A 24,942-nucleotide genomic window follows, 5' to 3' on the forward strand; every position below is an offset into this window, starting at 1 on the left:
TTGATTAGAACGGATTAAACCTTAAAAATTATTGAACGGCAAAACCATGCTGAACAGCATAATAATGCATAACTACAGGAAATAAGGCGTTATGAACATTCGTACTTCGTTGATGGCTTTGAGTATCACCGCGCTGCTAAGTGGGTGTCAGAATATGAACACCGAAGGCCTGATGCAATCTGGCGCACAGGCGTTTCAGGCTGCAACGCTAAGTGATACCGATGTCAGAACGCTCAGCGATAAATCCTGTGCAGAAATGGATCAAAAGGCGCAAATCGCGCCAGCTGACAGCGAATACAGCAAGCGTCTGGCAAAAATTTCCGCAGCCCTCGGCGACAATATCAATGGAACACCAGCCAACTATAAGGTTTATGTGACCAAAGACGTCAATGCCTGGGCGATGGCGAACGGTTGTATTCGCGTATACAGCGGCCTGATGGATATGATGACTGACAACGAAGTGGAAGGGGTTTTGGGCCACGAAATGGGCCACGTCGCTTTAGGGCATACCCGTAAAGCCATGCAGGTTGCTTATGGCACCATCGCCCTGCGTACCGCAGCGTCTTCCGCTGGCGGTATTGCCACTTCCCTGTCTCAGTCCCAACTTGCGGATATTGGAGAAAAACTGGTGAACGCCCAGTTCTCGCAGAAACAAGAAAGTGAAGCCGATGATTATTCCTTTGAACTGCTGAAAAAACGCGGTATCGATCCGAACGGTTTGGTCACCAGTTTCGAAAAACTGGCAAAAATGGAAGGTGGGCGAGGCAGCAGCCTGTTTGACGATCACCCGGCTTCTCAGGCACGCGCCGATCATATTCGTGAGCGTATTACCAGCGGCCAGTAAGCTAATTGGTATCAATCATTTCTACTACGCCCGTAAATCGCGGGCGTTTTTTCTTCTTTCAATTTTCATCGACTGGTTTATATCAACTAACTTTTATCGATTAATTTTCATCGATTTCCACCTGAATCTGCCCACCGTCAATCCGCACCGGATAAGTTTGTAGATCGCGATCTCCCGGCTCACGTAGACATTTCCCGCTTCTCACGTCAAACACCGCCCCGTGTAACAGGCACTCAATAGTGCCCTCATCAAAAAATCCCGGACTGAGTAACGCATTTGCGTGAGGGCAAATATCATCCATCGCAAAATATTCGCCATCAATAATATAAATCCCAATTCGTTTATCCCCCACGCTGGCGGAGAACGGCGAATCTGGTTTGACGTAAGACACTTTGCACACATTCAGCCAGCTCATGTTATCGCTCCATTTATTCTCAGGAAGCCCATTTCAAGGGGTACAGTTCGGCTTATCGATCTTAGTGTGGTCGATTTTGCGCATAACGGAGGAAAATGGTTGTTCGCAGCAGAGAATAGATATGGAGGGGAAACAATAAGGGCAGACCGAAGTCTGCCCTTAAGATAATGCCTGACAAGCCAGTTAACTGGGACTCACCTTCAAGAATTACTCGTCTTCGAGATAAGTGTAGCCATACAGACCGGATTCAAACTCTTCCAGGAACTGGGCTTGCAGTTCTGGGGCCAAATCGGTTTCTTTGACCTGATCGCGGAAGTGATTCAGCAGTTTTTCCGGGTCTAGCTGCACGTAAGCCAGCATATCTGCCACGGTGTCGCCTTCGTCGGTTTGTTCCACGTTCACGGTGCCATCAGGATAAACATAGACATCAACTGCGGCCGTATCACCGAACAGGTTGTGCATGTTGCCCAGAATTTCCTGATAAGCGCCCACCATAAAGAAGCCCAGCGCTGGCGGGTTTTCCGGATCGTACGGAGGCATTGGCAACGTGGTAGCCACACCGTCGCCGTCCACGTAATGATCGATAGTACCGTCTGAATCACAGGTGATATCCAGCAACACCGCACGACGCTCCGGTGGCTTATCCAAACCTTCTAGCGGCAGAACCGGGAACAGTTGATCAATACCCCAGGCGTCTGGCATCGACTGGAACAGCGAGAAGTTGACGTACAGTTTGTCCGCCATACGTTCTTGCAGCTCGTCGATAATCGGACGGTGTGCGCGATTGCTCGGATCCAACTGTTCCTGAATCATATTGCAGATAGTCAGGTACTGTTGTTCAGCCCAGGCGCGCTGCGTCAGATCCAGCATGCCGTGCGCGTATTGGGTATGCACATCGTGCAAATCCATCTGGCTATCGTGCAGCCATTCACGCAGAGAACGACGGCTTTCTGGTTTCTGCATTTCCTGCCAAGTATCCCACAGGCTTTCCAGTGCGCGTGGCGCATCTTCGGCCGGTGCCTGAGGTTCACTGAATTCATTGCGTTCCACGCCGATAACGTTGGAAACCAGCACGGTATGATGCGCGGTAACCGCACGACCAGACTCAGTAATCACCGTTGGATGCGGCAAACCGTGTTCATTACAGGCATCGCCGATACCCCAAATCACGTTGTTGGCGTATTCGTTCAAACCGTAGTTCACAGAGCAATCGGACTGAGAACGCGTTCCTTCGTAATCCACGCCCAAACCGCCGCCCACATCGAAGCACTGGATGTTTACGCCCAGCTTATGCAGTTCGACGTAGAAGCGAGCAGATTCACGCACGCCGGTTGAGATATCGCGGATATTGGAAAGCTGCGACCCCAAATGGAAGTGCAACAGTTGCAGGCTATCCAGACTGTTAGCTTCACGCAGCATTTCTACCAGTTGCAGAACCTGAGTTGCGGATAAACCGAATTTGGATTTCTCACCGCCGCTGGCCTGCCATTTACCTGACCCCTGAGACGCCAGACGAGCGCGAACACCTAGGCGCGGCACCACGTCCAGACGTGCTGCTTCTTCCAGTACCATTTTGATTTCTGACATCTTTTCGATGACCAGATACACTTTATGGCCCAGTTTTTCGCCGGTCAGTGCCAGACGGATATATTCACGGTCTTTGTAACCATTACAGACAATCACGGAGCGAGTCATGCCAGCGTGAGCCAGTACCGCCATCATTTCTGCTTTGGAGCCGGCTTCCAGACCCAAAGGTTCACCGGAATTCACCAGCGATTCTATCACCCGGCGGTGCTGGTTAACCTTAATCGGGTAAACCAGGAAGTAGTTGCCTTGATAGCCAAATTCGTTACGCGCACGCTCAAACGCTGCGTTAATGGAACGCAGGCGGTGCTGTAAAATCTGTGGGAAACAGAACAAAGCCGGTAAACGCTGCCCGCGCTGTTCTTGCATATCCTTGACCAGTTGCGCCAGATCGACACGTGCCTGGGGGACGTCCGGATCAGGGCAAACGCTGATATGGCCTAATTCATTGACGTCAAAGTAGTTCCCGCCCCAGTAGGCGACGTTATAAGTGCGCAGCATCTTGCTGGCATTACGATCATTCATGGCAACCTCCTGCATGGAGCGTAAAGAAACATGTGCGCCCGCAGTAGACGGACGGCCAATCAAGTTATCATCAGACATAATTCGCCTCTATTGCGATACTGACGATAAAGTCAGTCACTATCGCAGCTACAACCTGCAAGGACAACCCGTGTGCGCACCCTTTAGGAGGAATAATACGCTAATAAAGCGCCGCACGACCGCGAGTTATCACTCAGATAATTGTAAAACACGTTTAAATGTAAAATACGTTTAACGACACATACGTATTGAGATTTCGTGAATCGGATGCAGCCCAAATCTGAAAAACAGACGGCTGGCGAACCGGATTCAGTACTTCAGGCGACCGTTAACCTGCCCGCGAATCCTGAGTGGCACCCATATGGGTGTAACATCGGGTTGATGGTATACAAGAAAGGAAGGTTGCAAGGGGGGATTGAACGTCAGAACGACGCAGCTGTTGATGTGCAGCAACCAGTAGACAACGGATCATTAATCCAACCACCTCCACGCATGTCGTTCACGATTGAACGAACAAGACTTATTAATAAACAAGATAAAGTAACAGTTTGATGACGCCGCTGATAATGCCAATGTCGCTGACAGGATTTTCACCGCCAACTCTCGCCATTAAACAATGAGCCAATGCCATTCTATGCCATCTTCATCATTGCGTATCAAATAAGCTGCGCGCGCAGTTTATACCTAGAACAGAGAGAAAATGCAAAATGAAAATGGCCGAACAACTGTTTCAATAGGTAAAAAATTTGCCGCCAAAGCTCACTAAGCGTTATCTGATGTTAAAAAGGGCTGGTAATGAAGCTGAAAGGTGACCTAAAATAGACGTCCAGATGTTAATCCGTCCATACTACAAATATGGAATAGGATTATAGGCCGCTACAGGCTCTGTTTTTTTAATGACTGCTTGAGGCTTTGCCTAAGGGGGGCGTTACAGGACGCCAGAGTCAGGAAGCGAGCGTATTGATATGCACCACCGACTCGCCCCTCAATGCTATGCAGTGATTTTTCATCCGAATACCAAGGTAAAGAATAAAATGGCTAAACACCTTTTCACATCAGAATCCGTCTCCGAAGGACATCCTGATAAAATTGCCGACCAGATTTCCGACGCCGTACTTGACGCAATTCTGGAGCAAGATCCTAAGGCGCGAGTCGCCTGTGAGACCTATGTCAAAACCGGCATGGTCATGGTTGGTGGTGAAATCACCACCAGCGCATGGGTAGATATTGAAGAAATTACGCGTAATACCATCCGTGAGATTGGTTACGTTAATTCCGAAATGGGTTTTGATGCGAATTCTTGTGCCGTTCTGAGCGCTATCGGTAAGCAATCCCCTGATATCAATCAGGGCGTTGACCGTGCCGATCCGTTGGAGCAAGGCGCTGGCGATCAGGGCCTGATGTTTGGCTACGCCAGTAACGAAACCGATGTACTGATGCCAGCACCTATTACTTACGCGCACCGTTTGGTTCAGCGTCAGTCTGAAGTGCGTAAAAACGGTACGCTGCCTTGGCTGCGTCCAGATGCAAAAAGCCAGGTGACTTTCCAATACGAAGACAACAAAATTGTCGGAATTGATGCGGTTGTCCTGTCTACTCAGCATTCTGAAGACATCGCGCAAAAAGACCTGCAAGAAGCGGTTATGGAAGAAATCATCAAGCCGGTTCTCCCTGCTGAATGGCTTTCTGCGAATACCAAATTCTTCATCAACCCAACCGGCCGTTTTGTCATCGGTGGCCCAATGGGCGACTGCGGTCTGACCGGTCGTAAAATTATCGTTGATACTTACGGCGGCATGGCTCGTCACGGTGGCGGTGCATTCTCTGGTAAAGATCCGTCCAAAGTTGACCGTTCAGCGGCATACGCTGCGCGTTATGTAGCGAAAAACATCGTTGCTGCCGGCCTGGCCGATCGCTGCGAAATTCAGGTTTCTTACGCTATCGGCGTAGCAGAACCGACTTCCATCATGGTGGAAACCTTTGGTACAGAGAAAGTGGCTCCAGAGCAACTGACTCTGCTGGTTCGCGAGTTCTTCGACCTGCGTCCATACGGCCTGATTAAGATGCTGGATCTGCTGAAACCAATCTACCGTGAAACCGCATCCTATGGTCACTTTGGCCGTGAGCACTTCCCTTGGGAAGCGACCGACAAAGCCGAACTGCTGCGTGATGCGGCTGGCCTGAAATAAGTTTCAGACCTTTCGCGCATCAAGTTAAAACCCCGGTTTCCGGGGTTTTTTATGCCTGACGATGGGCTCTGACTCGTTCAGTCAGGCTAAAAATCATCATTCCCACCACCATCGCCAATGCGAAGATCATGCCCTTTCCCACACCGGCACCGACTAATACCAGCGCAGGGCCAGGGCAAATACCCGCTAATCCCCAACCAACCCCAAATAGCAGGCTGCCACCAATCAAGCGCCGATCGATTTGCGTTGCCGTCGGCAACTGCATCGGGAGCCCCAACAGACTTACAGAGCGCTTACGAGTCAGGAAAAAGGCTAATGTGCCTACCAGAATGGCTCCGGCCATCACCAGCCCTAAAGACGGATCCCACAGGCCGCTAATATCGAGAAAACCAAGCACTTTAGCCGGATTTGCCATACCTGCGACAATCAGTCCCAGCCCAAAAATCAGTCCGGCCAATAGAGAAAAGAACTGTTTCATTTTCCTGCCTTATCTATACCAATACGTGGCGAATTAGCCACACCGTGAAAAAACCGCCCAGCATGAAACTCAAGGTCGCCGCCAGCGAACGCAGGGAAAAACGCGATAAGCCACAGACGCCATGGCCGCTGGTGCAGCCCGAACCATAGCGGGTGCCGATACCAACCAATAACCCCGCGGCTACCAGTGTTCCGATATCGGCATCAATCCGAATCGCTGGCAAAGGTAAAAACAAGGCATAAACTAACGGGGAAGCAATCAGGCCAATCAGGAACGCCAATCGCCAACTGATATCCCCCTTTTTCCCTGCTAATAAGCCGCCAAAAATACCACTGATCCCCGTAATTTTTCCGTTGAATACCCAAAATAACGCCACGGAGCAGCCTAATATTATTCCTCCCGCCGCAGCCGAATACGGTGTAAAATTCATCCAATCAATGTTCATGAATCCCCTCTCCTTCTTTTGGACAGTAAAGCTCATATAGCGTGTGTAAAATCGCCAGAATCCGTCGATCTGCGATGGAGTAATAAATACGTTTCCCTTCCCTTCGCGTCGTCACCAGCCCTTCGTTTCTCAAAGCCCCAAGCTGCTGGGAAAGGGTCGGTTGATGAATATTCAGCAAGGTTTCCAGCTCACCGACGGATTTTTCCCCCTGACTGATTTGGCACAGCAATAACAAACGGTCTTCATTTGCCAGCATACGCAAGGTACCGCAGGCTTCAGCCGCTCCCATGCTCATCAGATTCAGACTCAATGTGTCTTTGCTACTCATGTTACGCCCTGCAATTTCGCCATTCATTATATAAAAACATATAATATAATTATATAATGTGTAATTCGTGCGCTCAAGGCTGAACGGGTCGCTTGCATCTGCGTTTCCGTCACACTATTCTTCCGCTCTATGAGCTCACAAAGAATTCCTATCGCCCTGCAACAAGGGGTTATGCAGTGTCTACGCCAGAAGCTGCAACTTGCCAACCAGCATCTGGGAACCCAACATCCAGAGCCAAAAATCAACTATTACCAACGCGGTACTAGCGCCGGTAGCGCTTACCTACAATCCTGGGAAATTCGCCTGAATCCGGTATTACTGTTGGAAAACAAACAGACATTTATCGACGAAGTGGTGCCTCATGAACTGGCTCACTTACTGGTATTTCGTCGGTTTGGCCGCGTTGCGCCACACGGTAAAGAGTGGCGCTGGATGATGGAAAGCGTGCTGCAAGTCCCCGCCAGCCGCACGCATAAGTTTGAAATCGCCTCGGTGCAGAGCAAAACCTTCCCCTATCGCTGTGCCTGCCAACTGCACCAACTGACGGTGCGCCGCCACAATCGGGTGCTACGCGGAGAGAGTGAATATCGCTGCCGTCACTGCGGTGAAAAACTGCAATATACGACTACAGAAACATCTTAGTTATTGGATTAACTGTATAAAAAACCAGATCTTTGTTTGCCTGAGCCGATAACTTTCTATAACCTGCGTTCTTTTCCATATTTAGGTCGTTTTGGAACATGTTACGCAAAATTCTATTGGTTCTGGTTTGCTCTTCCCCGCTATTCTCATCCGTCAGTTATAGCCAAAATATCAACAACTTCTCGCATGCCAAAGCCGCAGCTGCCAAGATCCATCAAGACGCTCCCGGTAGTTTTTACTGTGGCTGCCAGATTCAGTGGCAAGGCAAAAAAGGGCTTCCCGATCTAAACAGCTGCGGCTATCAGGTACGAAAAAACGCACAACGGGCCGAGCGTATCGAGTGGGAACATGTGGTTCCGGCCTGGCAATTTGGGCACCAGCGTCAATGCTGGCAAAATGGCGGCCGTAAAAACTGCAATAAAGATGCAGTCTATCGTCAAATTGAAACCGACCTGCACAATTTGCAGCCAGCCATTGGCGAAGTGAATGGAGACCGGAATAACTTCATGTACAGTCAATGGAAAGGCGGCGAAGGTCAATATGGTCAATGTGCGATGAAGGTTGATTTCAAGAATAAGCAGGCAGAACCACCGGCGCGTGCGCGCGGTGCTATTGCCCGTACCTACTTCTATATGCGCGATCAATATCAGCTTCGCCTGTCCAGCCAGCAGACCAGGCTGTTTGAGGTTTGGGATCGCCAATATCCGGTTGATAATTGGGAATGCCTGCGTGACGAGCGTATTGCAAAAGTACAGGGCAATCATAACCCTTATGTACAACAAGCTTGCCAGCGGCAAAAAAGCTAACCTACTATATTGGCTGATATCCCCATTGGCCGATATCCCCGCCACTCTGTTATTCTGCGGGCAGCCTTTTATTTCGCGTCGTTAACCAACGAACGGCGCGGTGAAATTTTCGTTACGGAAACAAGAGCAAATCCATGCGTATACCTCGCATTTATCATCAGCAGCCGCTGTCGGCTCATTCTGAACTGGCTCTCAGCGATGACGCCGCCAATCACGTAGGCCGCGTGTTACGCATGAGCGAAGGGCAAAACCTGCAGCTTTTCGACGGTAGCAATCAGATATTCAGCGCGGAAATCATTCGCGTGGATAAAAAAAGCGTTCAGGTTCGCCTCGGCGACGCCGTGGTTGAAGATCGGGAATCCCCCCTGAATTTGCATCTCGGGCAGGTTATTTCTCGCGGCGAAAAGATGGAGTTTACTATCCAGAAATCCATCGAATTGGGTGTGAACGTCATTACGCCTCTGTTTTCAGAGCGTTGCGGAGTCAAGCTGGACGGCGAGCGTTTGGCTAAGAAAATTCAACAATGGCAAAAAATCGCAATCGCCGCCTGCGAACAGTGCGGTCGCAACACTCTGCCGGAAATCCGTGAAGCTATGCAGTTAGAGGCCTGGTGCGCCGAACAGGATGATAGCCTGAAGCTAAATCTGCACCCGCGAGCCAGCAATAGCATTAATACGCTGCCGCTGCCGGTGGATAAAGTCCGCCTGTTAATCGGCCCGGAAGGTGGTTTAACCGCCGCCGAAATTGAGATGACCTCACACCACGGATTTACTGATATCCTGCTGGGGCCACGCGTTTTGCGTACAGAAACGACAGCGCTCACCGCAATCACTGCCTTACAAGTGCGTTTCGGCGATCTGGGTTAAAGGAGAAAATAATGATCAAGCTCGGCATCGTGATGGACCCTATCTCATCCATCAATATCAAAAAAGACACCAGTTTTGCCATGCTGATGGAAGCACAGCGCCGCGGTTACGAATTGCATTATATGGAGATGAACGACCTTTATCTCCACGCTGGTGAAGGCCGCGCCCGCACTCGCTTGCTGAACGTAAAAGAAGATAAAAACCAGTGGTTCAGCTTCGGCAGCGAGCAAGATCTGACGTTGCACGATCTCGACGTTATCCTGATGCGTAAAGATCCGCCGTTTGATACCGAATATATTTACGCCACTTATATTCTGGAACGCGCTGAGATCAAAGGCACGCTGGTCGTCAATAAACCGCAAAGCCTGCGTGACTGTAACGAAAAACTGTTTACCGCCTGGTTCCCGGAGTTAACCCCGGATACGCTGGTTAGCCGGAGCAAAGAGCATATCCGCACATTCCACCAGAAGCACGGTGACATTATTTTGAAACCGCTGGATGGCATGGGCGGCGCGTCTATCTTCCGCGTGAAACAGGACGATCCTAACCTGTCGGTGATTATCGAAACCCTGACCGAGCACGGCAGTCGTTTCTGCATGGCACAAAACTTCCTGCCAGCTATTACCGAAGGCGACAAACGCATTTTGGTCGTGGACGGCGAACCGGTGCCTTACTGTCTGGCGCGCATTCCGGCACAGGGTGAAACCCGTGGCAATCTGGCCGCCGGTGGCCGAGGTGAAGCCCGCCCACTGAGCGAAAGCGACTGGAAAATTGCTCGTGCGGTTGCTCCTACGTTGAAAGAAAAGGGGCTGATCTTTGTTGGTCTGGACATCATTGGCGATCGTTTGACTGAAATTAACGTCACCAGCCCAACCTGCGCTCGCGAGATCGAAGCCGCGTTCCCTCAAGTATCCGTTACCGGTATGTTGATGGATGCCATCGAAAAACGCCTGGCTGATAAAAAAGCCTGATTCTACTTGGGGTTGCGGCTTCAACGGCAGCACCCCATCATTTTATTACTTTCATCCGCAAATTGCGGCTGTTTATCTTTTACTTCAGCTAGTTACCTATAAAACATAATGAATTTACAGCATCACTTCCTTATTGCTATGCCTTCACTACAGGACCCTCAGTTTAAGCGCTCGGTGGTATATATTTGCGAGCACAATGAAGAAGGTGCCATGGGTTTGGTTATCAATAAACCTGTGGAAAAATTCACTGTGGAATCCGTGCTGAATAAACTAAAAATCACCCCTTCTCCGCGCGATCCTGCCATACGGTTGGATAAGCCGGTGCTTGCCGGCGGCCCTTTAGCTGACGATCGCGGTTTTATCCTGCATTCACCGCAGCCAGGCTTTGGCTCCAGCGTGCGCATTTCGCCGGAAACCATGATCACCACATCAAAAGACGTGCTGGCGACATTAGGTACGCCGGAACAGCCGAAAAATGTGCTGGTGGCTCTGGGTTATGCCGGTTGGCAAAAAGGCCAGTTGGAGCAGGAACTGCTGGATAATTCCTGGTTAACCATCGAGGCCGATCTCGATATCATTTTCCATACGCCTATTGCCGAACGATGGCAGCAAGCAGCCAATAAACTGGGCATCAATATTTTCAATATCGCCCCTCAAGCAGGACACGCCTGATGGCTAACCGCACCATTCTCGCCTTTGATTTTGGCACCAAAAGTATCGGCGTTGCTATCGGTCAGGAAATTACCGGTACGGCTCGCGCACTGACCTCTTTCAAAGCGCAGGACGGCACGCCAGACTGGCAGAAAGTCGAGAAATTGTTGAAAGAATGGCAGCCAGATCTGGTGGTGGTAGGGCTGCCTTTAAATATGGATGGCACCGAACAGCCTTTGACCGCCAGAGCGCGCAAATTTGCCAATCGGCTGCATGGCCGTTTTGGTGTACCTATTGCTTTACACGACGAACGACTGAGCACAGTAGAAGCCAGAGCCTATCTGTTCGACAGCGGCGGCTATCGTGCTTTAGACAAAGGCAGCGTAGACGCTGCCTCGGCGGTGATTATTCTGGAGAGCTGGTTCGAGCAACAGCCCGAGTAATATCTTGGCAAGATCATATCATAAATGCCCTGAGCCAAGGCTTGGGGTCGCCAGCCCATACTTTCCCCGCAAAACAGATAGCACATTGATTTAAAATCACTTTACCATGATAAACACCGCTATCTGCGGCAGAATGCTGCCAATTTACCCCTATTGAGCTAAGCACGCGGTACAATAGGGCTTGGCGAATAGTTTTAGCTGACATAGTATGCTGCCCCGCGATGATATCGGCGGATGAAATTGGGCAACGGCGGCCTTGATTACTATGCTTAGCCTCTATTGTCTCGATGCCGGAACCGCCAAGTTGCGCAACGGCCAACGCCGCCGTCTCTGTAGAGATTTATTTAACTCTGACAGATTGATGGCGCAGAATATCGCTCATCCTTAGAGGGTGTTTTTTACATTTATTGAGGTTTTCTCATGACAAAAGTGACTGTTGCTGCAACACAAATGGCCTGTTCTTGGGACCTGCCGAAGAACATCGAAAATGCCGAGAAACTGGTGCGACAAGCTCACGCCAAAGGCGCGCAGATCATCCTGATTCAGGAGCTTTTCGCTGCACCTTATTTCTGTATTGATCAAAGCCCTGAGCACTATGCGCTGGCCCAAGAGCTGGACAATAGCCCGCTAATTCAACATTTCTCCAAGCTGGCCGCCGAGCTGGAAGTGGTATTGCCACTGAGCTTCTTCGAACGCGCCAACAACGCTTACTATAACTCTCTGGTGATGATCGATGCCGATGGCTCGGTGCTGGATGTTTATCGTAAAACCCATATTCCAAACGGCCCGGCCTATCAGGAAAAACAATTCTTTATTCCCGGCGACACCGGTTTTAAAGTCTGGCAAACCCGTTATGCCAAAGTCGGCGTAGGTATTTGCTGGGATCAATGGTTCCCGGAAACCGCTCGCAGCCTCGCTCTGCAAGGCGCAGAAGTGATCTTCTATCCAACCGCGATTGGTTCAGAACCGGCTTTCCCAGAAATCGACAGCCAGCCACACTGGACTCGCGTACAGCAAGGCCACGCCGCAGCCAACCTGGTTCCGGTTATCGCTTCCAACCGCATCGGTACCGAAGCCAGTCAATATATCGATGGTCTGGAAATGACTTTCTACGGTTCTTCTTTCATCGCCGACCAAACCGGCGCTTTAGTGGCTCAGGCTAACAAAACCGACGAAACCGTATTAGTACATGAATTTGATTTGCAGGAAATCGCTGCACAACGCGCTTCATGGGGCCTGTTCCGCGACCGTCGTCCTGAAATGTATCAGGCACTGGCGACTTCTGACGGCAAAACCCGGAGATAATCATGGCGTTGCAAACAACTCCTCGGCAGGACGGTTTCTATATGCCTGCCGAATGGGCACCTCAAGACGCAGTCTGGATGCTATGGCCTTACCGTCAGGATAACTGGCGCGGTAAAGGTATTCCTGCCCAACAAACTTTTGCCAAGGTTGCTGAAGCTATTGCTCGCGCCACGCCGGTATACATGGGCGTACCGGCCAAATTTATGGAGCAGGCGAAAGCCACTATGCCAGCCAATATCACATTGGTTGAAATGGAGTGTGACGACGCCTGGATGCGCGATACCGGCCCAACTATGGTTATCAATGGTAAAGGCGAACGTCGTGGCGTTGACTGGAAATTCAACGCCTGGGGCGGATTACTGGGCGGTCTGTACGCCGATTGGCGACAGGACGAAAAAGTCGCCGAACAGGTGAACCAGTTTCATAAAAACCTCAGCTATGCCGCTCCGTTGATTCTGGAAGGCGGTTCAATTCATACCGATGGCGAAGGCACACTGCTAACCACCGCGGAATGTTTATTGAATCCAAACCGCAACCCAGACCTGAACCAAGAACAAATCGAAGCATTACTGCGGGAATATCTGGGTGTAACCCACTTTATCTGGCTGCAAGACGGCGTATATAACGATGAAACCGACGGTCACATCGACAATATGTGCTGCTTTGTACGCCCCGGCGAAGTGGCGTTGCACTGGACCGACGACCAGCAGGATCCGCAGTACGCCCGATCCGTGGCCGCTTACGAAGTACTATCGCAAGCGGTGGATGCCAAAGGCCGTAAGCTGAAAGTCTGGAAGCTTCCTGCGCCCGGCCCGCTGTACAACACCGAAGAAGAGACTGCCGACGTGCTGTCAACCGATGCGGTGCCTCGTACTGCCGGTGAACGTCTGGCAGGTTCTTACGTCAACTATCTGATCAGCAACCAGCAAACCATTTTCCCAATGCTGGATAGCCGTACCGATGATTTGGCCAAAGATCTGTTGCAACAAATGTATCCTGACTACGCCATTATTGGCGTTCCAGCCAGAGAGATTTTGTTGGGCGGCGGCAATATCCACTGCATTACCCAGCAGATTCCTAAGCCTTAATCTGTACGTCATCAGCCCGGAACTTATATCCGGGCTGATATTCCCCGCATACCCCCGTTGATTCTCCTGACAAATTCCCCGCTCCCAAGAGTCTCCATTGCTGGACGTCCCTCTTCGTTGCTTATGTTTTCTCTTTCCCTCTTTCTTTTCTTTTGCCTTTTGCCTTTTGCCTTTTGCCTTTTGCCTTTTGCCTTTTGCCTTTTAATGCTGCGTCCAACGTTGTTCTTCGGCCAGAGCCAATACGCCCTGATTTTGACGCTGTACTAAACCTTGCTCAAAAGTTTGCATTCCCATCGCTCCACCGGTTTGCATCAAACTGGTTAGCTGATGAGTTTTTCCTTCCCGGATCAGATGGCTGACTGCACCGGTTTGTACCATGGTTTCAAATATAGCCACTCGCCCTCCACCTCGTTTTGGCAACAGCTTTTGCGCAATTACGGCCATCAGGCTCCCCGCCAGCTGACTGCGTACACTGCCCTTGTCTTCCGCCGGAAATGCGTCAACCAGTCGATCAACAGCCTGCGCCGCCGTGCGGGTATGCAAGGTTCCTAACACTAAGTGTCCGGTTTCTGCTGCGGTCAGCGCCAGCGTAATGCTTTCTCTGTCCCTCAATTCCCCCAGCAAAATGATATCCGGATCCTGCCTTAGCGCTGCCTTAAGCCCCGCACTAAAAGACGGCATGTGCTCGCCTAGTTCTCGCTGCTGAATCAAGCATCCCTGACTGTGATGAATAAATTCGATAGGATCTTCCAGCGTAATGATGTGTCGCCCTCCCATACGGTTAATCCCGTCGAGCATTCCTGCCAGCGTGGTGGATTTCCCACTGCCAGTCGCTCCGGTTATCAATATCAAACCGCTTTCACAGGGTAATAAATGATGCACGACCTCCGGTGCATCCAACTCGGCCAAAGTGGGACATTGGGCGGAAATCAAACGGAAAGCGGCGGAAAGCCCACGTTGCTGTTGAAAGAAATGCCCACGCAGCCGCGTTCCACAAGATAATGAAAATGAAAAATCAATCTGCCCATGCCGTTGTAATTTCTCATAATGCACCTCATCTAACAGTTGTCGGCTTAAATTCTGTATCCATGTCGATGTAACCTGCGCGACCTGCCTGAATATATGCAAGTCACCGCAAATTCGTAACGCGGGATGATAGCCAGTACACAGGTGCAGATCGGAGGCATTATGCTTTACACTAGCCGCCACCCATTCATTGAAATCCATATCAAACTCCCGGGGTCATATGAGCACTATCCAACAGAACCTACAGGATGTCAGGAACCGGATCGCCGCTGCTGCAAGGAATTGCGAACGCTCCCCAGAAGAAATTACGCTGCTTGCAGTCAGTAAAACCAAACCTGTGGCCGCGATCGAAGAAGCCATTGCCGCCGGGCAACACGCCTTTGGTGAAAACTACGTTCAGGAAGGGGTGGATAAAATCCACTATTTCGCCGGGAATCCCGAGTTGGAATGGCACTTTATTGGCCCGCTGCAATCCAATAAAAGCCGTCTGGTAGCGGAAAATTTTGCCTGGTGCCATACCGTTGACAGGCTCAAAATTGCCAAGCGCCTGAGTGAACAACGCCCGGCGGACATGCCTGCACTGAATGTTCTGATTCAGGTCAATATCAGCGATGAGCAAAGCAAATCCGGCATTCAGCTCGCCGAACTCCCTGAGTTGGCCGCCAGTATTTATGGTTTACCAAACTTGAAATTACGGGGTTTGATGGCAATTCCAGCGCCAGAAAGCGATTTTGAACGTCAGCTTGCCGTTTTTCAGCAGATGAATCAGGCTTTCTTAACCTTAAAACAGCGCTACCCTGAAATAGATACGCTTTCTATGGGTATGACCGACGATATGGCTGCCGCCATCAGCGCTGGTAGCAACTTGGTGCGCATCGGCACTGCCATTTTTGGCGCTCGCGACTATGGTTCCACCGCGCCAGCGCAGGCTTAATCGAGGATATTTATGCAACATCGCAAAATTACATTTATCGGCGCGGGCAATATGGCGCGCGCAATTATCGCGGGTCTGGTTGCAGGCGGGTATCCGGCTAAATTAATCAGCGTCTGCGCTCCTTCAGCCACCCATCGTGATGCTCTGGCGCAGGAATTTGGCGTAATCAGTAGCAGTGATAACGTGGCTCAGACTCGTGAAGCCGAAGTAGTGGTACTTTCGGTGAAACCGCAAATGATGGCCGATGTCTGCAAGCCATTGAGTGAGCAGGTAGATTTCGGTAAGAAACTGGTATTATCCATCGCGGCCGGCATCAGCGTTTCGCGTTTTTACGCTTTGCTGGGAGACAAGCTGAATCTGGTGCGAATTATGCCTAATACGCCCTCTCTGGTAGGAAAAGGCATGAGCGGGCTTTATGCGCCGGAGCAGGTTAACCAGGCCGATCGCGATTTTACCTCTCAATTAATGGGTTCAGTCGGTAAAGTGTGTTGGGTCAACGATGAAAGCGGCATTAATCAGGTTATTGCCGCCGCAGGCAGTGCGCCAGCCTATTTCTTCTTGTTTATGGAAGCAATGCAGCAAGAAGCGGAACGTTTAGGGTTTGATAGCGAAACCGCACGCCTGCTGGTACAGCAAGCGGCTTCTGGCGCTACAGCGCTAGTCGAGGCCAACCCGCAGCTACCGCTATCGACTTTGCGCGAGCAGGTCACTTCGAAAGGTGGCACCACGGCGGAAGCGCTGCGCGTATTTAATGAGCAACATTTGTCGGATATTGTTTCCCATGCCATGCAGGCCGCAATCAGCCGCGCCCAGGAGATGGAGAAACTGTTTTAATCCATCCAATGGCTGATAAGACTGATTTACAAAACAATACGCTCCCCCTAAGCCTTTATCATTAAGATAGAGGTACTTTACAGACACTTGAATATGATTAAGGACTAAAGGCAACCATGCTAACGCTGACTTTTTTGGCTAAAACCGTCATTGACCTTTACGTCATGGTGCTGCTATTACGCATCTGGATGCAAATGGTACACAGTGACTTTTACAACCCGTTTTCGCAGTTCGTGGTGAAAATCACTCAGCCGATCGTTGGCCCGCTGCGACGAATTATTCCGTCATTAGGCCCGATAGATAGCGCTTCTCTGCTGTTGGCCTTCCTGTTGATGACCATCAAATACCCGCTATTACTGCTGATTCAGGGCGGCGGCATGTCCCTCAGCCCTTATAACCTGCTGTTTGGCGTAATTTCACTGGTTAAGGCCGCCGGTTATCTGATCTTCTGGGTGATGATTATCCGTGCATTGATGAGTTGGGTTAGCCAGGGCCGAAGCCCGATGGACTATCTGCTATATCAACTGACCGAGCCGCTGATGGCACCGATCCGCCGTATTCTGCCAGCAATGGGCGGGATCGATTTTTCCGGCATGGTAGTTATCCTGATCCTGTATCTGATCAATTATTTAGGTATGGATCTGTTAGGCGAGCTCTGGTTCGTACTGTGAGTGCAGTCACTCCCCTGCTGGACGGGCTGGCGATCAGGCTATATATTCAGCCGAAAGCCAGCCGCGATCAGATTATCGGTTTACATGGCGATGAGTTAAAAGTCGCCATTACCGCCCCGCCGGTTGATGGGCAGGCCAACGCCCATTTGATCAAATTTATAGCCAAACAGTTTCGAGTGGCCAAAAGCCACGTCATCATCGAAAAAGGTGAGCTGGGGCGGCATAAACAGATCAAAATTATTCATCCGCAGCAGATTCCACCTCAGGTTGCAGCACTGCTCGAATAGTCGGATAACTCCGCTGCTCCATTTTGAATGGCACGAAATAAATTCAATCAATGGCACAAAACCATCAGGTTTATCTCACGATGGAAAGCAGGTTACCGGCGTAACAATCAATCAGGATTTACCATGCAAAAAGTCGTTTTAGCTACCGGTAACGCCGGTAAAGTACGTGAGTTAGCCAGCCTGCTGGCGGATTTCGGTCTGGACGTGGTTGCGCAAACCGAGATGGGCGTTGAGTCTGCGGAAGAAACCGGTTTAACCTTTATCGAAAATGCCATTCTGAAAGCTCGTCATGCGGCACAGGTCACAGGATTGCCCGCCATTGCCGATGATTCTGGTCTGGCCGTCGATGCGCTGAGCGGCGCTCCGGGCATTTATTCGGCGCGCTATGCTGGTGTTGATGCCAGCGATAGGGAAAACCTGGAGAAACTGTTGGTAAGCCTACAGAATGTGCCTGAAGGACAACGCGGTGCGCAGTTCCATTGTGTTCTGGTGTATATGCGTCACGCCGAAGATCCTACGCCTCTGGTGTTCCACGGCAGTTGGCCTGGCGTGATTGCACGGGCAGCATCCGGCGCAGGTGGCTTTGGCTACGATCCTATTTTTTACGTACCGGAATTAGGCAAAACAGCCGCAGAACTGAGCCGCGAAGAAAAACAGGCAGTATCGCATCGCGGTAAGGCCTTGAAATTAATGCTGGATGCCCTGCGAAATGCTTAAGTTGCCACCGCTTAGTCTTTATATCCATATTCCGTGGTGCGTACAGAAATGTCCTTATTGCGATTTTAACTCCCATGCGTTGAAAGGAGATGTTCCTCATCAGGAATATGTCGATCACTTGCTGGCCGATTTGGACGCCGATCTGCCGCTGACCAGCGGACGAGAAATCGGCACCATTTTTATCGGCGGCGGTACGCCCAGTTTACTGAGTGCAGAAGCGATGCAAAGTCTGCTGGACGGCGTTAGAGCACGCCTGCCGGTTGCAGCAGATGCCGAAATCACCATGGAAGCCAATCCCGGCACCGTTGAGGCCGATCGCTTCAGCGGCTACCAGCGGGCCGGTGTCAATCGCATCTCTATCGGCGTGCAGAGCTTTAACGAGCAGAAATTAGTGCGTCTGGGGCGGATACACGGCCCAGAAGAGGCTAAACGCGCTGCGGCGCTGGCAACCTCTTTGGGTTTACGTAGCTTTAATCTGGATTTGATGCATGGATTGCCGGATCAAATGCTGGAAGAGGCGCTGGACGATTTACGTCAGGCCATCGCACTAAACCCCCCTCATTTATCCTGGTACCAGCTAACTATCGAACCCAATACCGGTTTCAGCTCGCGTCCGCCCAAGTTGCCGGATGATGATGCGCTGTGGGATATTTTCGAGCAAGGTCACCAGTTGCTTAGCGCTGCGGGTTATCAGCAGTATGAAACCTCGGCCTACGCAAAGCCCGGTTACCAGTGCCAGCACAACCTTAATTATTGGCGCTTTGGCGACTATCTGGGCATTGGCTGCGGCGCTCACGGAAAAGTGACTTTTAGCGATGGTCGCATTCTTCGCACGGTGAAAACCAAGCATCCACGCGGTTTCATGCAAGGCAAATATATGGACAGGCAACATGAGGTTGAAATAGCCGACCGGCCGTTTGAATTCTTCATGAACCGTTTCCGTCTATTGGAAGCCGCGCCGCGCGGTGATTTCTATAATTTTACCGGTCTGGAAGAAAGCACCATTCGCTCGCAGCTGGATCAGGCTATCGCCAAAGGCTATATGCTGGAAACCGATGAACACTGGCAGATTACCGAAAAAGGAAAGCTATTCCTGAATTCATTGCTGGAACTGTTTTTATAGTTGTCAGAGCGCATCGTAAAAAAACGGGCATTCGCCCGTTTTTTATTTTATCGGATGGAACTCAATTTAAGGCTTTGAGCAGCTCAATACGCTGTTGCTCTAGCGTGGTCACCCGACCGCAAACTTCATGGCCGAAGTTCTGGAAATCTTGTTCCTGATTGTTCCATTCAGTCTGAATCGCTTGCTGCAACCCCCCCAGATTGCCCATTATCGCCTGCAATGGATTATTGGAAGAACCGCTCGTCGCCTGCTTAACGCCCATTTCATTCAGGCTATCCTGCAAAACGCCCCCCAGACTCTGTTGCACGATGGCGCGACCGTCCTTCTCTACTTGGGCAATGGCCTGATGGTGGAAAGTCAGACCGTCGCTGCGTTTCTCAATGATGCGGCTCATTTGCTGTTTCAGCTGATCGTTCAACGTCGTCAGCCGGTTACGCACATTACTGCTGCTCCCCAACTGTTGCACAATGACGTTATCCAAAGAAACCCGGGCTTTTTCCAGATGCTGTTGCGCGCCTTTATCAATCCACGGCAAATCTTTACGCAATGCGCTCTGATAGCTGAACGCTTTCTGCCGCTGAGCCTCTGTGAGAGTCAATGTTTTGCCGTTGCGAATCACATCACCATCCGGTGAGATTTGCAGATTTCCGCTGGCTCCCACAACCTGTACGCTCTGCGGACTGATAATCACATCATCCTGAGGTTTTACGTTGCACTGATATTCTGCGTGAACCTGTCCCGCAGCCAATAACAAAAGCGCCAGTCCTGCTTTTCGTAACATAGATTCTCCTGAGAAACCGTTTATCTACCGCTAATTATGACACTGCCTGAGTTTTATCGCCGCCAGTAGTGGACTGATCCTAAAAGATTGAGCGACCAATCCGCTGGGCAAGTAACTCTAAGGCAGCGGTTCCGGCCAATGAGTTCCCTGAGACATCCAGTTCCGGTGACCATACCGCAATGCACATCTCATCAGGCACCACGGCAATAATTCCGCCGCCGACACCGGATTTCCCCGGCATACCCACGCGGAATGCAAACTCGCCGGCACCGTCATACATACCGCTGGTTATCATTAACGCATTGATTTGTCTGGCTTGAATCGGTGAAATAATCTGTTCGGCATGATTGATTGGCCGCCCCTGATTTGCCAGATAAACAAAACAGCGAGCCAGCTCGATGCAGCTCATACGCATGGCGCAATAATGGAAGTAAGTTTGCAGCACGGTCAAAACATCGTTGTCAAAATTGCCAAAAGATTTCATCAGATAAGCGATGGCCGCATTGCGATCCGAATGTTCAAATTCAGAACGTGCCACCCGGCTGTCATAGCCGATAGAGACATCATCGACCAACTGGCGCACCACTTCCAGCATCCGCTGCTTAGGCGCACTCAGGCGACTTTGAAGCATGTCGCAAATCACCAGCGCCCCCGGATTAATAAAGGGATTACGTGGCTTCCCTTGCTCCAACTCCAGCTGTACCAATGAGTTAAACGGCTGGCCCGATGGCTCTTTTCCCACTCGCCGCCACACTTCATCCTCGCCGTAGCGCCCTAAAGCCAGAGTCAGGCTGAGCACTTTAGAAATCGACTGGATTGAGAAACGCTCTTCCGCATCACCCGCCTGAAAAATCTGACCATCGACGCCGCAAACCGCAATACCCAGCTTATCTGCGGAAACTTCCGCCAGGGCTGGAATATAGTTAGCGACTTTCCCTTGCCCAATCATCGGTCTAACCTGATCGAGGATATCTTCCAACAGCGTATTCGATAACGTCTTTACCACGGAAATACTCCAGTACTTTCCCCAATAAAAATAAAGGCGCCTATAGCGGCGCCCTTATTATCAAACAGTGGTCAGATCGTTAGGATCAATCCCACCAGATATCAAACAGCTCGCTGGTTTCTACGTTTTTCATTTTACGAGCTTCCAGCCATTTGCTGACCAATGCACGGTGCTCATCGGTGCAATGACCGATTTCCTGCAGGCAGATTAGGCCTTCCCACTGCATGTAGCCACTACCGTCGAAAGCCAAACCGTTTGGTTCAATAACTTCGTCGATAAATGCGTCTACGGTGGAATCGATCACATCAACGCCAGTGCCTTCAGGGAAGGTCCACTGAACGGAGAAACCTAATTCCTGAAACTCATCGATGTGCATTTTCTTGCGTAAACGACGACTGCGATTGTTAGCCATTATTCTTTCCTCTCAAACATCAGATCCCAAACGCCATGTCCCAGACGCTGGCCACGTAATTCAAATTTCGTCAACGGACGTGAATCCGGACGAGGAACATAGTCATTGGTTTCGGAAAGATTACGGTATCCGGAGACGGCCGACATCACTTCCAACATATGTTCCGCATAAGGTTGCCAATCGGTGGCCATATGGAATACGCCGCCGACTTTTAATTTACTTTTTACCAGTTCCACAAACGGAGTCTGGACAATACGACGCTTATTGTGGCGCGCCTTATGCCATGGGTCGGGGAAGAATAGCTGAACCATATCCAGCGAACCTTCCGGGATCATGTTTTCCAGTACTTCAACCGCATCGTGACACATCACGCGCAAATTGTTCAGTTCCGCTTCATGAGCGCTGCCCAAACAGGCGCCAACGCCCGGCGAGTGAACTTCGATACCTAAAAAGTTCTGCTGCGGATTATTGGCTGCCATGGTGACCAAAGAGGTACCCATACCGAAACCAATTTCCAATACTGTCGGCGCTTCACGGCCAAACAGCGTGCTCAGCTCAACCGGGGTCGTTTGATATTCTACGCCCATCACCGGCCAGTAGTTATCCAGCGCAAACTGTTGGCCCTTGGTTAAGCGCCCTTGCCGGCGGACAAAACTACGAATACGGCGCAGTGCGCGACCGTTTTCATCAAACTCCGGAGATATGACGTCATTTATCATGGTGCTTTCTGTCTGTTGAGTTGCGCAAAATAAGAACGCGCATTATGCAAAGATACGCTAGTTTATCAACTATGAACGCGAGAAGTACAAATTTAACCACGAAATGATTCATTATTACCGACGAAACTTCGCCAACCCCTCGGAAAGTTCCGGTTTACAGCCTTCAGACTCTATGCTGCAATCCCAGCCCTAAATTATTTCTCTGCCGGATATCGATACTTACCTATGATGCAAGCGCAACAGTTCGCGCAAGTGGTGCTTGACTGGTACCAAAGCTACGGTCGCAAAACCCTACCGTGGCAACGGGACAAGACACCTTACCAAGTATGGCTATCGGAAGTGATGTTGCAACAAACTCAGGTTGCCACCGTCATTCCTTACTTCCAACGCTTTATGACGCGTTTCCCCGATGTGCGGGCGCTGGCTGCTGCGCCATTGGATGAAGTATTGCACCTGTGGACAGGTTTGGGTTACTACGCTCGCGCTCGTAATCTTCACAAGGCGGCGCAGACCATTGTGGCCAAACATCAGGGTGAATTCCCTACCACTTTTGAAGAAATTGCCGATTTGCCCGGAATTGGCCGCTCTACCGCAGGCGCTATTTTGTCGCTGGCGCTGGGGCAGCATTTCCCGATCCTCGACGGTAACGTGAAACGGGTTCTGGCTCGCTGCTATGCGGTAGATGGCTGGCCGGGGAAAAAAGACGTGGAAAAACGGCTATGGCAAATCAGCGAAGACGTCACGCCAGCTAAGGGCGTGGGCCAGTTTAACCAGGCGATGATGGACCTTGGAGCGATGGTTTGTACTCGTTCCAAGCCGAAGTGCGAACTTTGTCCGCTAAACGCTGGCTGTATTGCATACGCCAACCATAGCTGGCCACAATATCCGGGGAAAAAACCGAAACAAACCATACCGGAAAAAACCGCGTATTTCTTATTGATTCAAAATCATACGCAGGTTTGGCTCGAGCAGCGCCCTCCCGTTGGGCTGTGGGGCGGATTATTCTGCTTCCCGCAGTTTAGTGAAAGAGAAGATCTCAGTCACTGGTTGCAGCAAAAAGGGCTACCAGAGCAAGGTTTGCAGCAGCTAACCGCTTTTCGTCACACCTTTAGCCACTTCCATTTGGATATCGTGCCGATATGGATGAATGCGGTAACCCTGAGTGGATGCATGGATGAAGGAGCGGGTCTCTGGTATAACTTAGCACAGCCACCGTCGGTAGGGCTTGCTGCGCCCGTTGAGCGCCTGTTGCAGCAGTTGGCCAAGCAGCCTCCTACCCAAGCAGCTTTATTTGGCGATAGTGCCACAAATGAGGATTTAGCATGAGCAGAACGATTTTTTGCACATTTTTACAAAAGGATGCTGAAGGGCAGGATTTCCAGCTCTATCCGGGTGAAGTTGGCAAACGCATTTATAACGAAATCTCAAAAGAAGCCTGGTCACAGTGGATCACTAAACAAACCATGCTGATTAATGAGAAAAAACTCAGCATGATGAATGTGGAAGACCGCAAATTACTGGAACAGGAAATGATTAACTTCCTGTTCGAAGGGCAGGATGTTCACATCGAAGGGTATACCCCGCCGAGTAAGTAACGCCAAAGGGCCAGTCATGGCCCTGATGTTATTCCTCATCACGATATGGCTTGTAAGATGAAGAAAATTTTAGCTTTGCTAGTGATTGCCCCATTATTAGTTTCCTGCTCGGGCAATAAAGATCAGGCCAATAATGAAGCCTTTATCAAAGACACCAATGGGTTCGAAATCTTAATGGGCCAATTTGCCCACAATATCGAAAACATTTGGGGTTTGAGTGAAGTTTTGATCGCCGGTCCGAAAGACTACGTAAAATATACCGATCAATACCAAACCCGTAGCCACATCAACTTTGATGCCGGTACCATTACGGTAGAAACCATCGCAACAACCGATCCTGCCGCTCACCTGCGTCAGGCGATTATCACGACTTTATTAATGGGTGATGATCCCGGTTCGATCGACCTTTATTCCGATGTTAACGACATCCAGATCAGTAAAGAGCCGTTCCTTTACGGTCAGGTGTTGGATAACAATGGTCAGCCAATTCGTTGGGAATGGCGGGCCGCGCATTTTGCAGATTACCTGTTACAAACCAGAATGAAAAAACGGACTTCCGGTCTGCATGTCATCTGGTCGGTTACGCTGCAACTAGTGCCAAACCACTTAGACAAACGAGCCCACAAATATCTGCCGCTGGTTCGACGTTCGGCGGAAAAATATGGCGTGGAAGAATCGCTTATATTGGCGATTATGCAAACGGAATCTAGCTTCAACCCTTATGCGGTCAGCGGTTCTGATGCTCTGGGTCTGATGCAGGTAGTACAGCACACCGCCGGTAAAGACGTATTCAGATTGAAAGGGAAAAGCGGGCAGCCAAGCCGTAGCTATTTATTCGATCCTGAAAACAACATCGATGCAGGTACGGCTTATCTGTCTATTCTGCAAAATAGCTATCTCGGCGGCATCCAGAATGCCACCGCCCGTCGTTATGCGGTAATTACCGCCTATAACGGTGGCGCAGGTAGCGTATTACGCGTATTCCATAGCGATAAGAATCGGGCGTTCTCCATTATCAACAGCATGGCACCGGGTGATGTATTCCAAACGCTAACCACCAAACACCCGGCAGCGGAATCTCGCCGTTATCTGGTAAAAGTAAACAGCGCTCAGAAGAGCTATCGCCGATATTAATTTAGCTTTATTCCTAAATAACCGGTAAAAATGGCACAGTTTTCTGTGCCATTTTTTTTATTCTCAGAAAGCACCAATACCACTCTTTGCCAGACAGAAATTGTG

30 protein-coding genes are annotated in these 24,942 nt (G+C 50.4%); 19 read left to right on the top strand and 11 right to left on the bottom strand.

All coding sequences use genetic code 11. The features are described 5' to 3' along the window. Window positions 1-91: 91 nt before the first annotated feature. Window positions 92-844: a metalloprotease LoiP gene (gene loiP / locus PL78_RS09400; RefSeq protein ID WP_064515005.1), complete on the top strand. Its 753-nt coding sequence runs from the start codon at window positions 92-94 to the stop codon at window positions 842-844. A 100-nt stretch (window positions 845-944) separates the two neighbouring features. On the opposite strand, the gene PL78_RS09405 is transcribed toward loiP, so the two are convergent. The 3 genes from PL78_RS09405 to PL78_RS21085 form a co-directional block, all read right to left on the bottom strand. After that, window positions 945-1,259, bottom strand: a complete 315-nt coding sequence (locus PL78_RS09405; RefSeq protein WP_064515007.1) for a non-heme iron oxygenase ferredoxin subunit — start codon at window positions 1,257-1,259, stop codon at window positions 945-947. A 207-nt stretch (window positions 1,260-1,466) separates the two neighbouring features. After that, entirely contained in the window at window positions 1,467-3,446 is a 1,980-nt protein-coding gene (speA, locus tag PL78_RS09410; protein WP_064515009.1) for a biosynthetic arginine decarboxylase, read from the bottom strand. A gap of 268 nt (window positions 3,447-3,714) precedes the next feature. Continuing rightward, the gene (locus PL78_RS21085; protein WP_420804279.1) at window positions 3,715-3,858 is read right to left on the bottom strand and encodes a hypothetical protein; all 144 of its coding nucleotides are present in this window, start codon (window positions 3,856-3,858) and stop codon (window positions 3,715-3,717) included. Between the two features lie 562 nt (window positions 3,859-4,420). Between PL78_RS21085 and metK the strand changes: the two genes are divergently transcribed. Beyond that, window positions 4,421-5,575 (top strand): methionine adenosyltransferase, encoded by a 1,155-nt coding sequence (metK, locus tag PL78_RS09420; RefSeq protein WP_064515013.1) that lies wholly within the window; start codon window positions 4,421-4,423, stop codon window positions 5,573-5,575. 49 nt (window positions 5,576-5,624) lie between these two features. Here the strand turns inward: metK and PL78_RS09425 are convergent, their stop codons facing one another. The 3 genes from PL78_RS09425 to PL78_RS09435 are packed head-to-tail and all read right to left on the bottom strand — an operon-like array spanning window position 5,625 to window position 6,826. Further along, window positions 5,625-6,053, bottom strand: a complete 429-nt coding sequence (locus PL78_RS09425) for a DUF6691 family protein (protein ID WP_064515015.1) — start codon at window positions 6,051-6,053, stop codon at window positions 5,625-5,627. A gap of 13 nt (window positions 6,054-6,066) precedes the next feature. Next, window positions 6,067-6,498 (bottom strand): YeeE/YedE family protein, encoded by a 432-nt coding sequence (locus PL78_RS09430; protein ID WP_064515017.1) that lies wholly within the window; start codon window positions 6,496-6,498, stop codon window positions 6,067-6,069. Continuing rightward, window positions 6,488-6,826 (bottom strand): ArsR/SmtB family transcription factor, encoded by a 339-nt coding sequence (locus PL78_RS09435; protein WP_064518363.1) that lies wholly within the window; start codon window positions 6,824-6,826, stop codon window positions 6,488-6,490. The genes PL78_RS09430 and PL78_RS09435 overlap by 11 nt, the downstream gene beginning before the upstream one ends. A gap of 129 nt (window positions 6,827-6,955) precedes the next feature. Here PL78_RS09435 and PL78_RS09440 point away from each other — a divergent pair, with 129 nt between their 5' ends. The 8 genes from PL78_RS09440 (at window position 6,956) to aguA (ending at window position 13,598) form a co-directional block, all read left to right on the top strand. Further along, complete coding sequence (locus PL78_RS09440) at window positions 6,956-7,468, top strand: SprT family zinc-dependent metalloprotease (protein ID WP_064515019.1); 513 nt, start codon at window positions 6,956-6,958, stop codon at window positions 7,466-7,468. Between the two features lie 98 nt (window positions 7,469-7,566). Further along, complete coding sequence (gene endA, locus PL78_RS09445) at window positions 7,567-8,274, top strand: deoxyribonuclease I (RefSeq protein WP_064515021.1); 708 nt, start codon at window positions 7,567-7,569, stop codon at window positions 8,272-8,274. A 134-nt stretch (window positions 8,275-8,408) separates the two neighbouring features. After that, window positions 8,409-9,140, top strand: coding sequence for a 16S rRNA (uracil(1498)-N(3))-methyltransferase (gene rsmE / locus PL78_RS09450; RefSeq protein WP_064515023.1), 732 nt, complete (start codon window positions 8,409-8,411; stop codon window positions 9,138-9,140). 11 nt (window positions 9,141-9,151) lie between these two features. After that, the gene (gene gshB / locus PL78_RS09455) at window positions 9,152-10,111 is read left to right on the top strand and encodes a glutathione synthase (protein WP_064515024.1); all 960 of its coding nucleotides are present in this window, start codon (window positions 9,152-9,154) and stop codon (window positions 10,109-10,111) included. A 108-nt stretch (window positions 10,112-10,219) separates the two neighbouring features. Further along, complete coding sequence (locus PL78_RS09460; protein ID WP_064515026.1) at window positions 10,220-10,783, top strand: YqgE/AlgH family protein; 564 nt, start codon at window positions 10,220-10,222, stop codon at window positions 10,781-10,783. After that, window positions 10,783-11,205, top strand: a complete 423-nt coding sequence (gene ruvX / locus PL78_RS09465; RefSeq protein WP_064515028.1) for a Holliday junction resolvase RuvX — start codon at window positions 10,783-10,785, stop codon at window positions 11,203-11,205. The genes PL78_RS09460 and ruvX overlap by 1 nt, the downstream gene beginning before the upstream one ends. A 420-nt stretch (window positions 11,206-11,625) precedes the next feature. Next, on the top strand, window positions 11,626-12,510 hold the full coding sequence (aguB, locus tag PL78_RS09470) for an N-carbamoylputrescine amidase (protein ID WP_064515030.1): 885 nt from the start codon (window positions 11,626-11,628) through the stop codon (window positions 12,508-12,510). Between the two features lie 2 nt (window positions 12,511-12,512). Then, on the top strand, window positions 12,513-13,598 hold the full coding sequence (gene aguA, locus PL78_RS09475; protein ID WP_064515032.1) for an agmatine deiminase: 1,086 nt from the start codon (window positions 12,513-12,515) through the stop codon (window positions 13,596-13,598). Between the two features lie 201 nt (window positions 13,599-13,799). Here aguA and PL78_RS09480 read toward each other — a convergent pair whose 3' ends face one another. Next, window positions 13,800-14,825: a type IV pilus twitching motility protein PilT gene (locus tag PL78_RS09480; protein ID WP_064515034.1), complete on the bottom strand. Its 1,026-nt coding sequence runs from the start codon at window positions 14,823-14,825 to the stop codon at window positions 13,800-13,802. A gap of 19 nt (window positions 14,826-14,844) precedes the next feature. On the opposite strand from PL78_RS09480, the gene PL78_RS09485 reads away from it, so the two are divergent. The 6 genes from PL78_RS09485 to hemW all read left to right on the top strand — a co-directional run bounded on the left by PL78_RS09485 (window position 14,845) and on the right by hemW (window position 19,190). Continuing rightward, a complete protein-coding gene (locus PL78_RS09485; RefSeq protein WP_064515036.1) occupies window positions 14,845-15,558 on the top strand; it encodes a YggS family pyridoxal phosphate-dependent enzyme in 714 nt (237 codons plus the stop codon). A gap of 12 nt (window positions 15,559-15,570) precedes the next feature. Continuing rightward, window positions 15,571-16,392, top strand: coding sequence for a pyrroline-5-carboxylate reductase (gene proC, locus PL78_RS09490; RefSeq protein WP_064515038.1), 822 nt, complete (start codon window positions 15,571-15,573; stop codon window positions 16,390-16,392). A gap of 116 nt (window positions 16,393-16,508) precedes the next feature. Beyond that, window positions 16,509-17,063 (top strand): YggT family protein, encoded by a 555-nt coding sequence (locus PL78_RS09495; RefSeq protein WP_049599617.1) that lies wholly within the window; start codon window positions 16,509-16,511, stop codon window positions 17,061-17,063. Beyond that, window positions 17,060-17,350 (top strand): DUF167 family protein YggU, encoded by a 291-nt coding sequence (gene yggU, locus PL78_RS09500; RefSeq protein ID WP_049599614.1) that lies wholly within the window; start codon window positions 17,060-17,062, stop codon window positions 17,348-17,350. Before PL78_RS09495 ends, yggU begins: the two co-directional genes overlap by 4 nt. A 123-nt stretch (window positions 17,351-17,473) precedes the next feature. After that, window positions 17,474-18,067, top strand: coding sequence for an XTP/dITP diphosphatase (locus PL78_RS09505; protein ID WP_064515040.1), 594 nt, complete (start codon window positions 17,474-17,476; stop codon window positions 18,065-18,067). Further along, on the top strand, window positions 18,060-19,190 hold the full coding sequence (gene hemW, locus PL78_RS09510; RefSeq protein WP_064515042.1) for a radical SAM family heme chaperone HemW: 1,131 nt from the start codon (window positions 18,060-18,062) through the stop codon (window positions 19,188-19,190). Before PL78_RS09505 ends, hemW begins: the two co-directional genes overlap by 8 nt. Before the next feature lie 61 nt (window positions 19,191-19,251). Here the strand turns inward: hemW and PL78_RS09515 are convergent, their stop codons facing one another. The 4 genes from PL78_RS09515 to trmB form a co-directional block, all read right to left on the bottom strand. Next, window positions 19,252-19,971, bottom strand: a complete 720-nt coding sequence (locus PL78_RS09515; protein WP_049599607.1) for a YggN family protein — start codon at window positions 19,969-19,971, stop codon at window positions 19,252-19,254. Window positions 19,972-20,050: 79 nt separating this feature from the next. After that, on the bottom strand, window positions 20,051-20,977 hold the full coding sequence (glsB, locus tag PL78_RS09520; RefSeq protein WP_064515043.1) for a glutaminase B: 927 nt from the start codon (window positions 20,975-20,977) through the stop codon (window positions 20,051-20,053). A gap of 85 nt (window positions 20,978-21,062) precedes the next feature. Beyond that, window positions 21,063-21,389, bottom strand: a complete 327-nt coding sequence (locus PL78_RS09525) for a YggL family protein (RefSeq protein WP_064515045.1) — start codon at window positions 21,387-21,389, stop codon at window positions 21,063-21,065. Beyond that, window positions 21,389-22,108, bottom strand: a complete 720-nt coding sequence (trmB, locus tag PL78_RS09530) for a tRNA (guanosine(46)-N7)-methyltransferase TrmB (RefSeq protein ID WP_064515047.1) — start codon at window positions 22,106-22,108, stop codon at window positions 21,389-21,391. The genes PL78_RS09525 and trmB overlap by 1 nt, the downstream gene beginning before the upstream one ends. A 225-nt stretch (window positions 22,109-22,333) precedes the next feature. Between trmB and mutY the strand changes: the two genes are divergently transcribed. The 3 genes from mutY to mltC are packed head-to-tail and all read left to right on the top strand — an operon-like array spanning window position 22,334 to window position 24,837. After that, entirely contained in the window at window positions 22,334-23,434 is a 1,101-nt protein-coding gene (gene mutY / locus PL78_RS09535; protein ID WP_064515049.1) for an A/G-specific adenine glycosylase, read from the top strand. Then, window positions 23,431-23,703 (top strand): oxidative damage protection protein, encoded by a 273-nt coding sequence (locus PL78_RS09540; protein WP_064515051.1) that lies wholly within the window; start codon window positions 23,431-23,433, stop codon window positions 23,701-23,703. Before mutY ends, PL78_RS09540 begins: the two co-directional genes overlap by 4 nt. Before the next feature lie 57 nt (window positions 23,704-23,760). Next, window positions 23,761-24,837: a membrane-bound lytic murein transglycosylase MltC gene (gene mltC / locus PL78_RS09545; RefSeq protein WP_064515053.1), complete on the top strand. Its 1,077-nt coding sequence runs from the start codon at window positions 23,761-23,763 to the stop codon at window positions 24,835-24,837. The last annotated feature ends 105 nt before the right edge of the window (window positions 24,838-24,942 follow it).

It is taken from the genome of Yersinia entomophaga, assembly GCF_001656035.1.
GTDB classification, from domain to species: Bacteria; Pseudomonadota; Gammaproteobacteria; order Enterobacterales; family Enterobacteriaceae; genus Yersinia; species Yersinia entomophaga.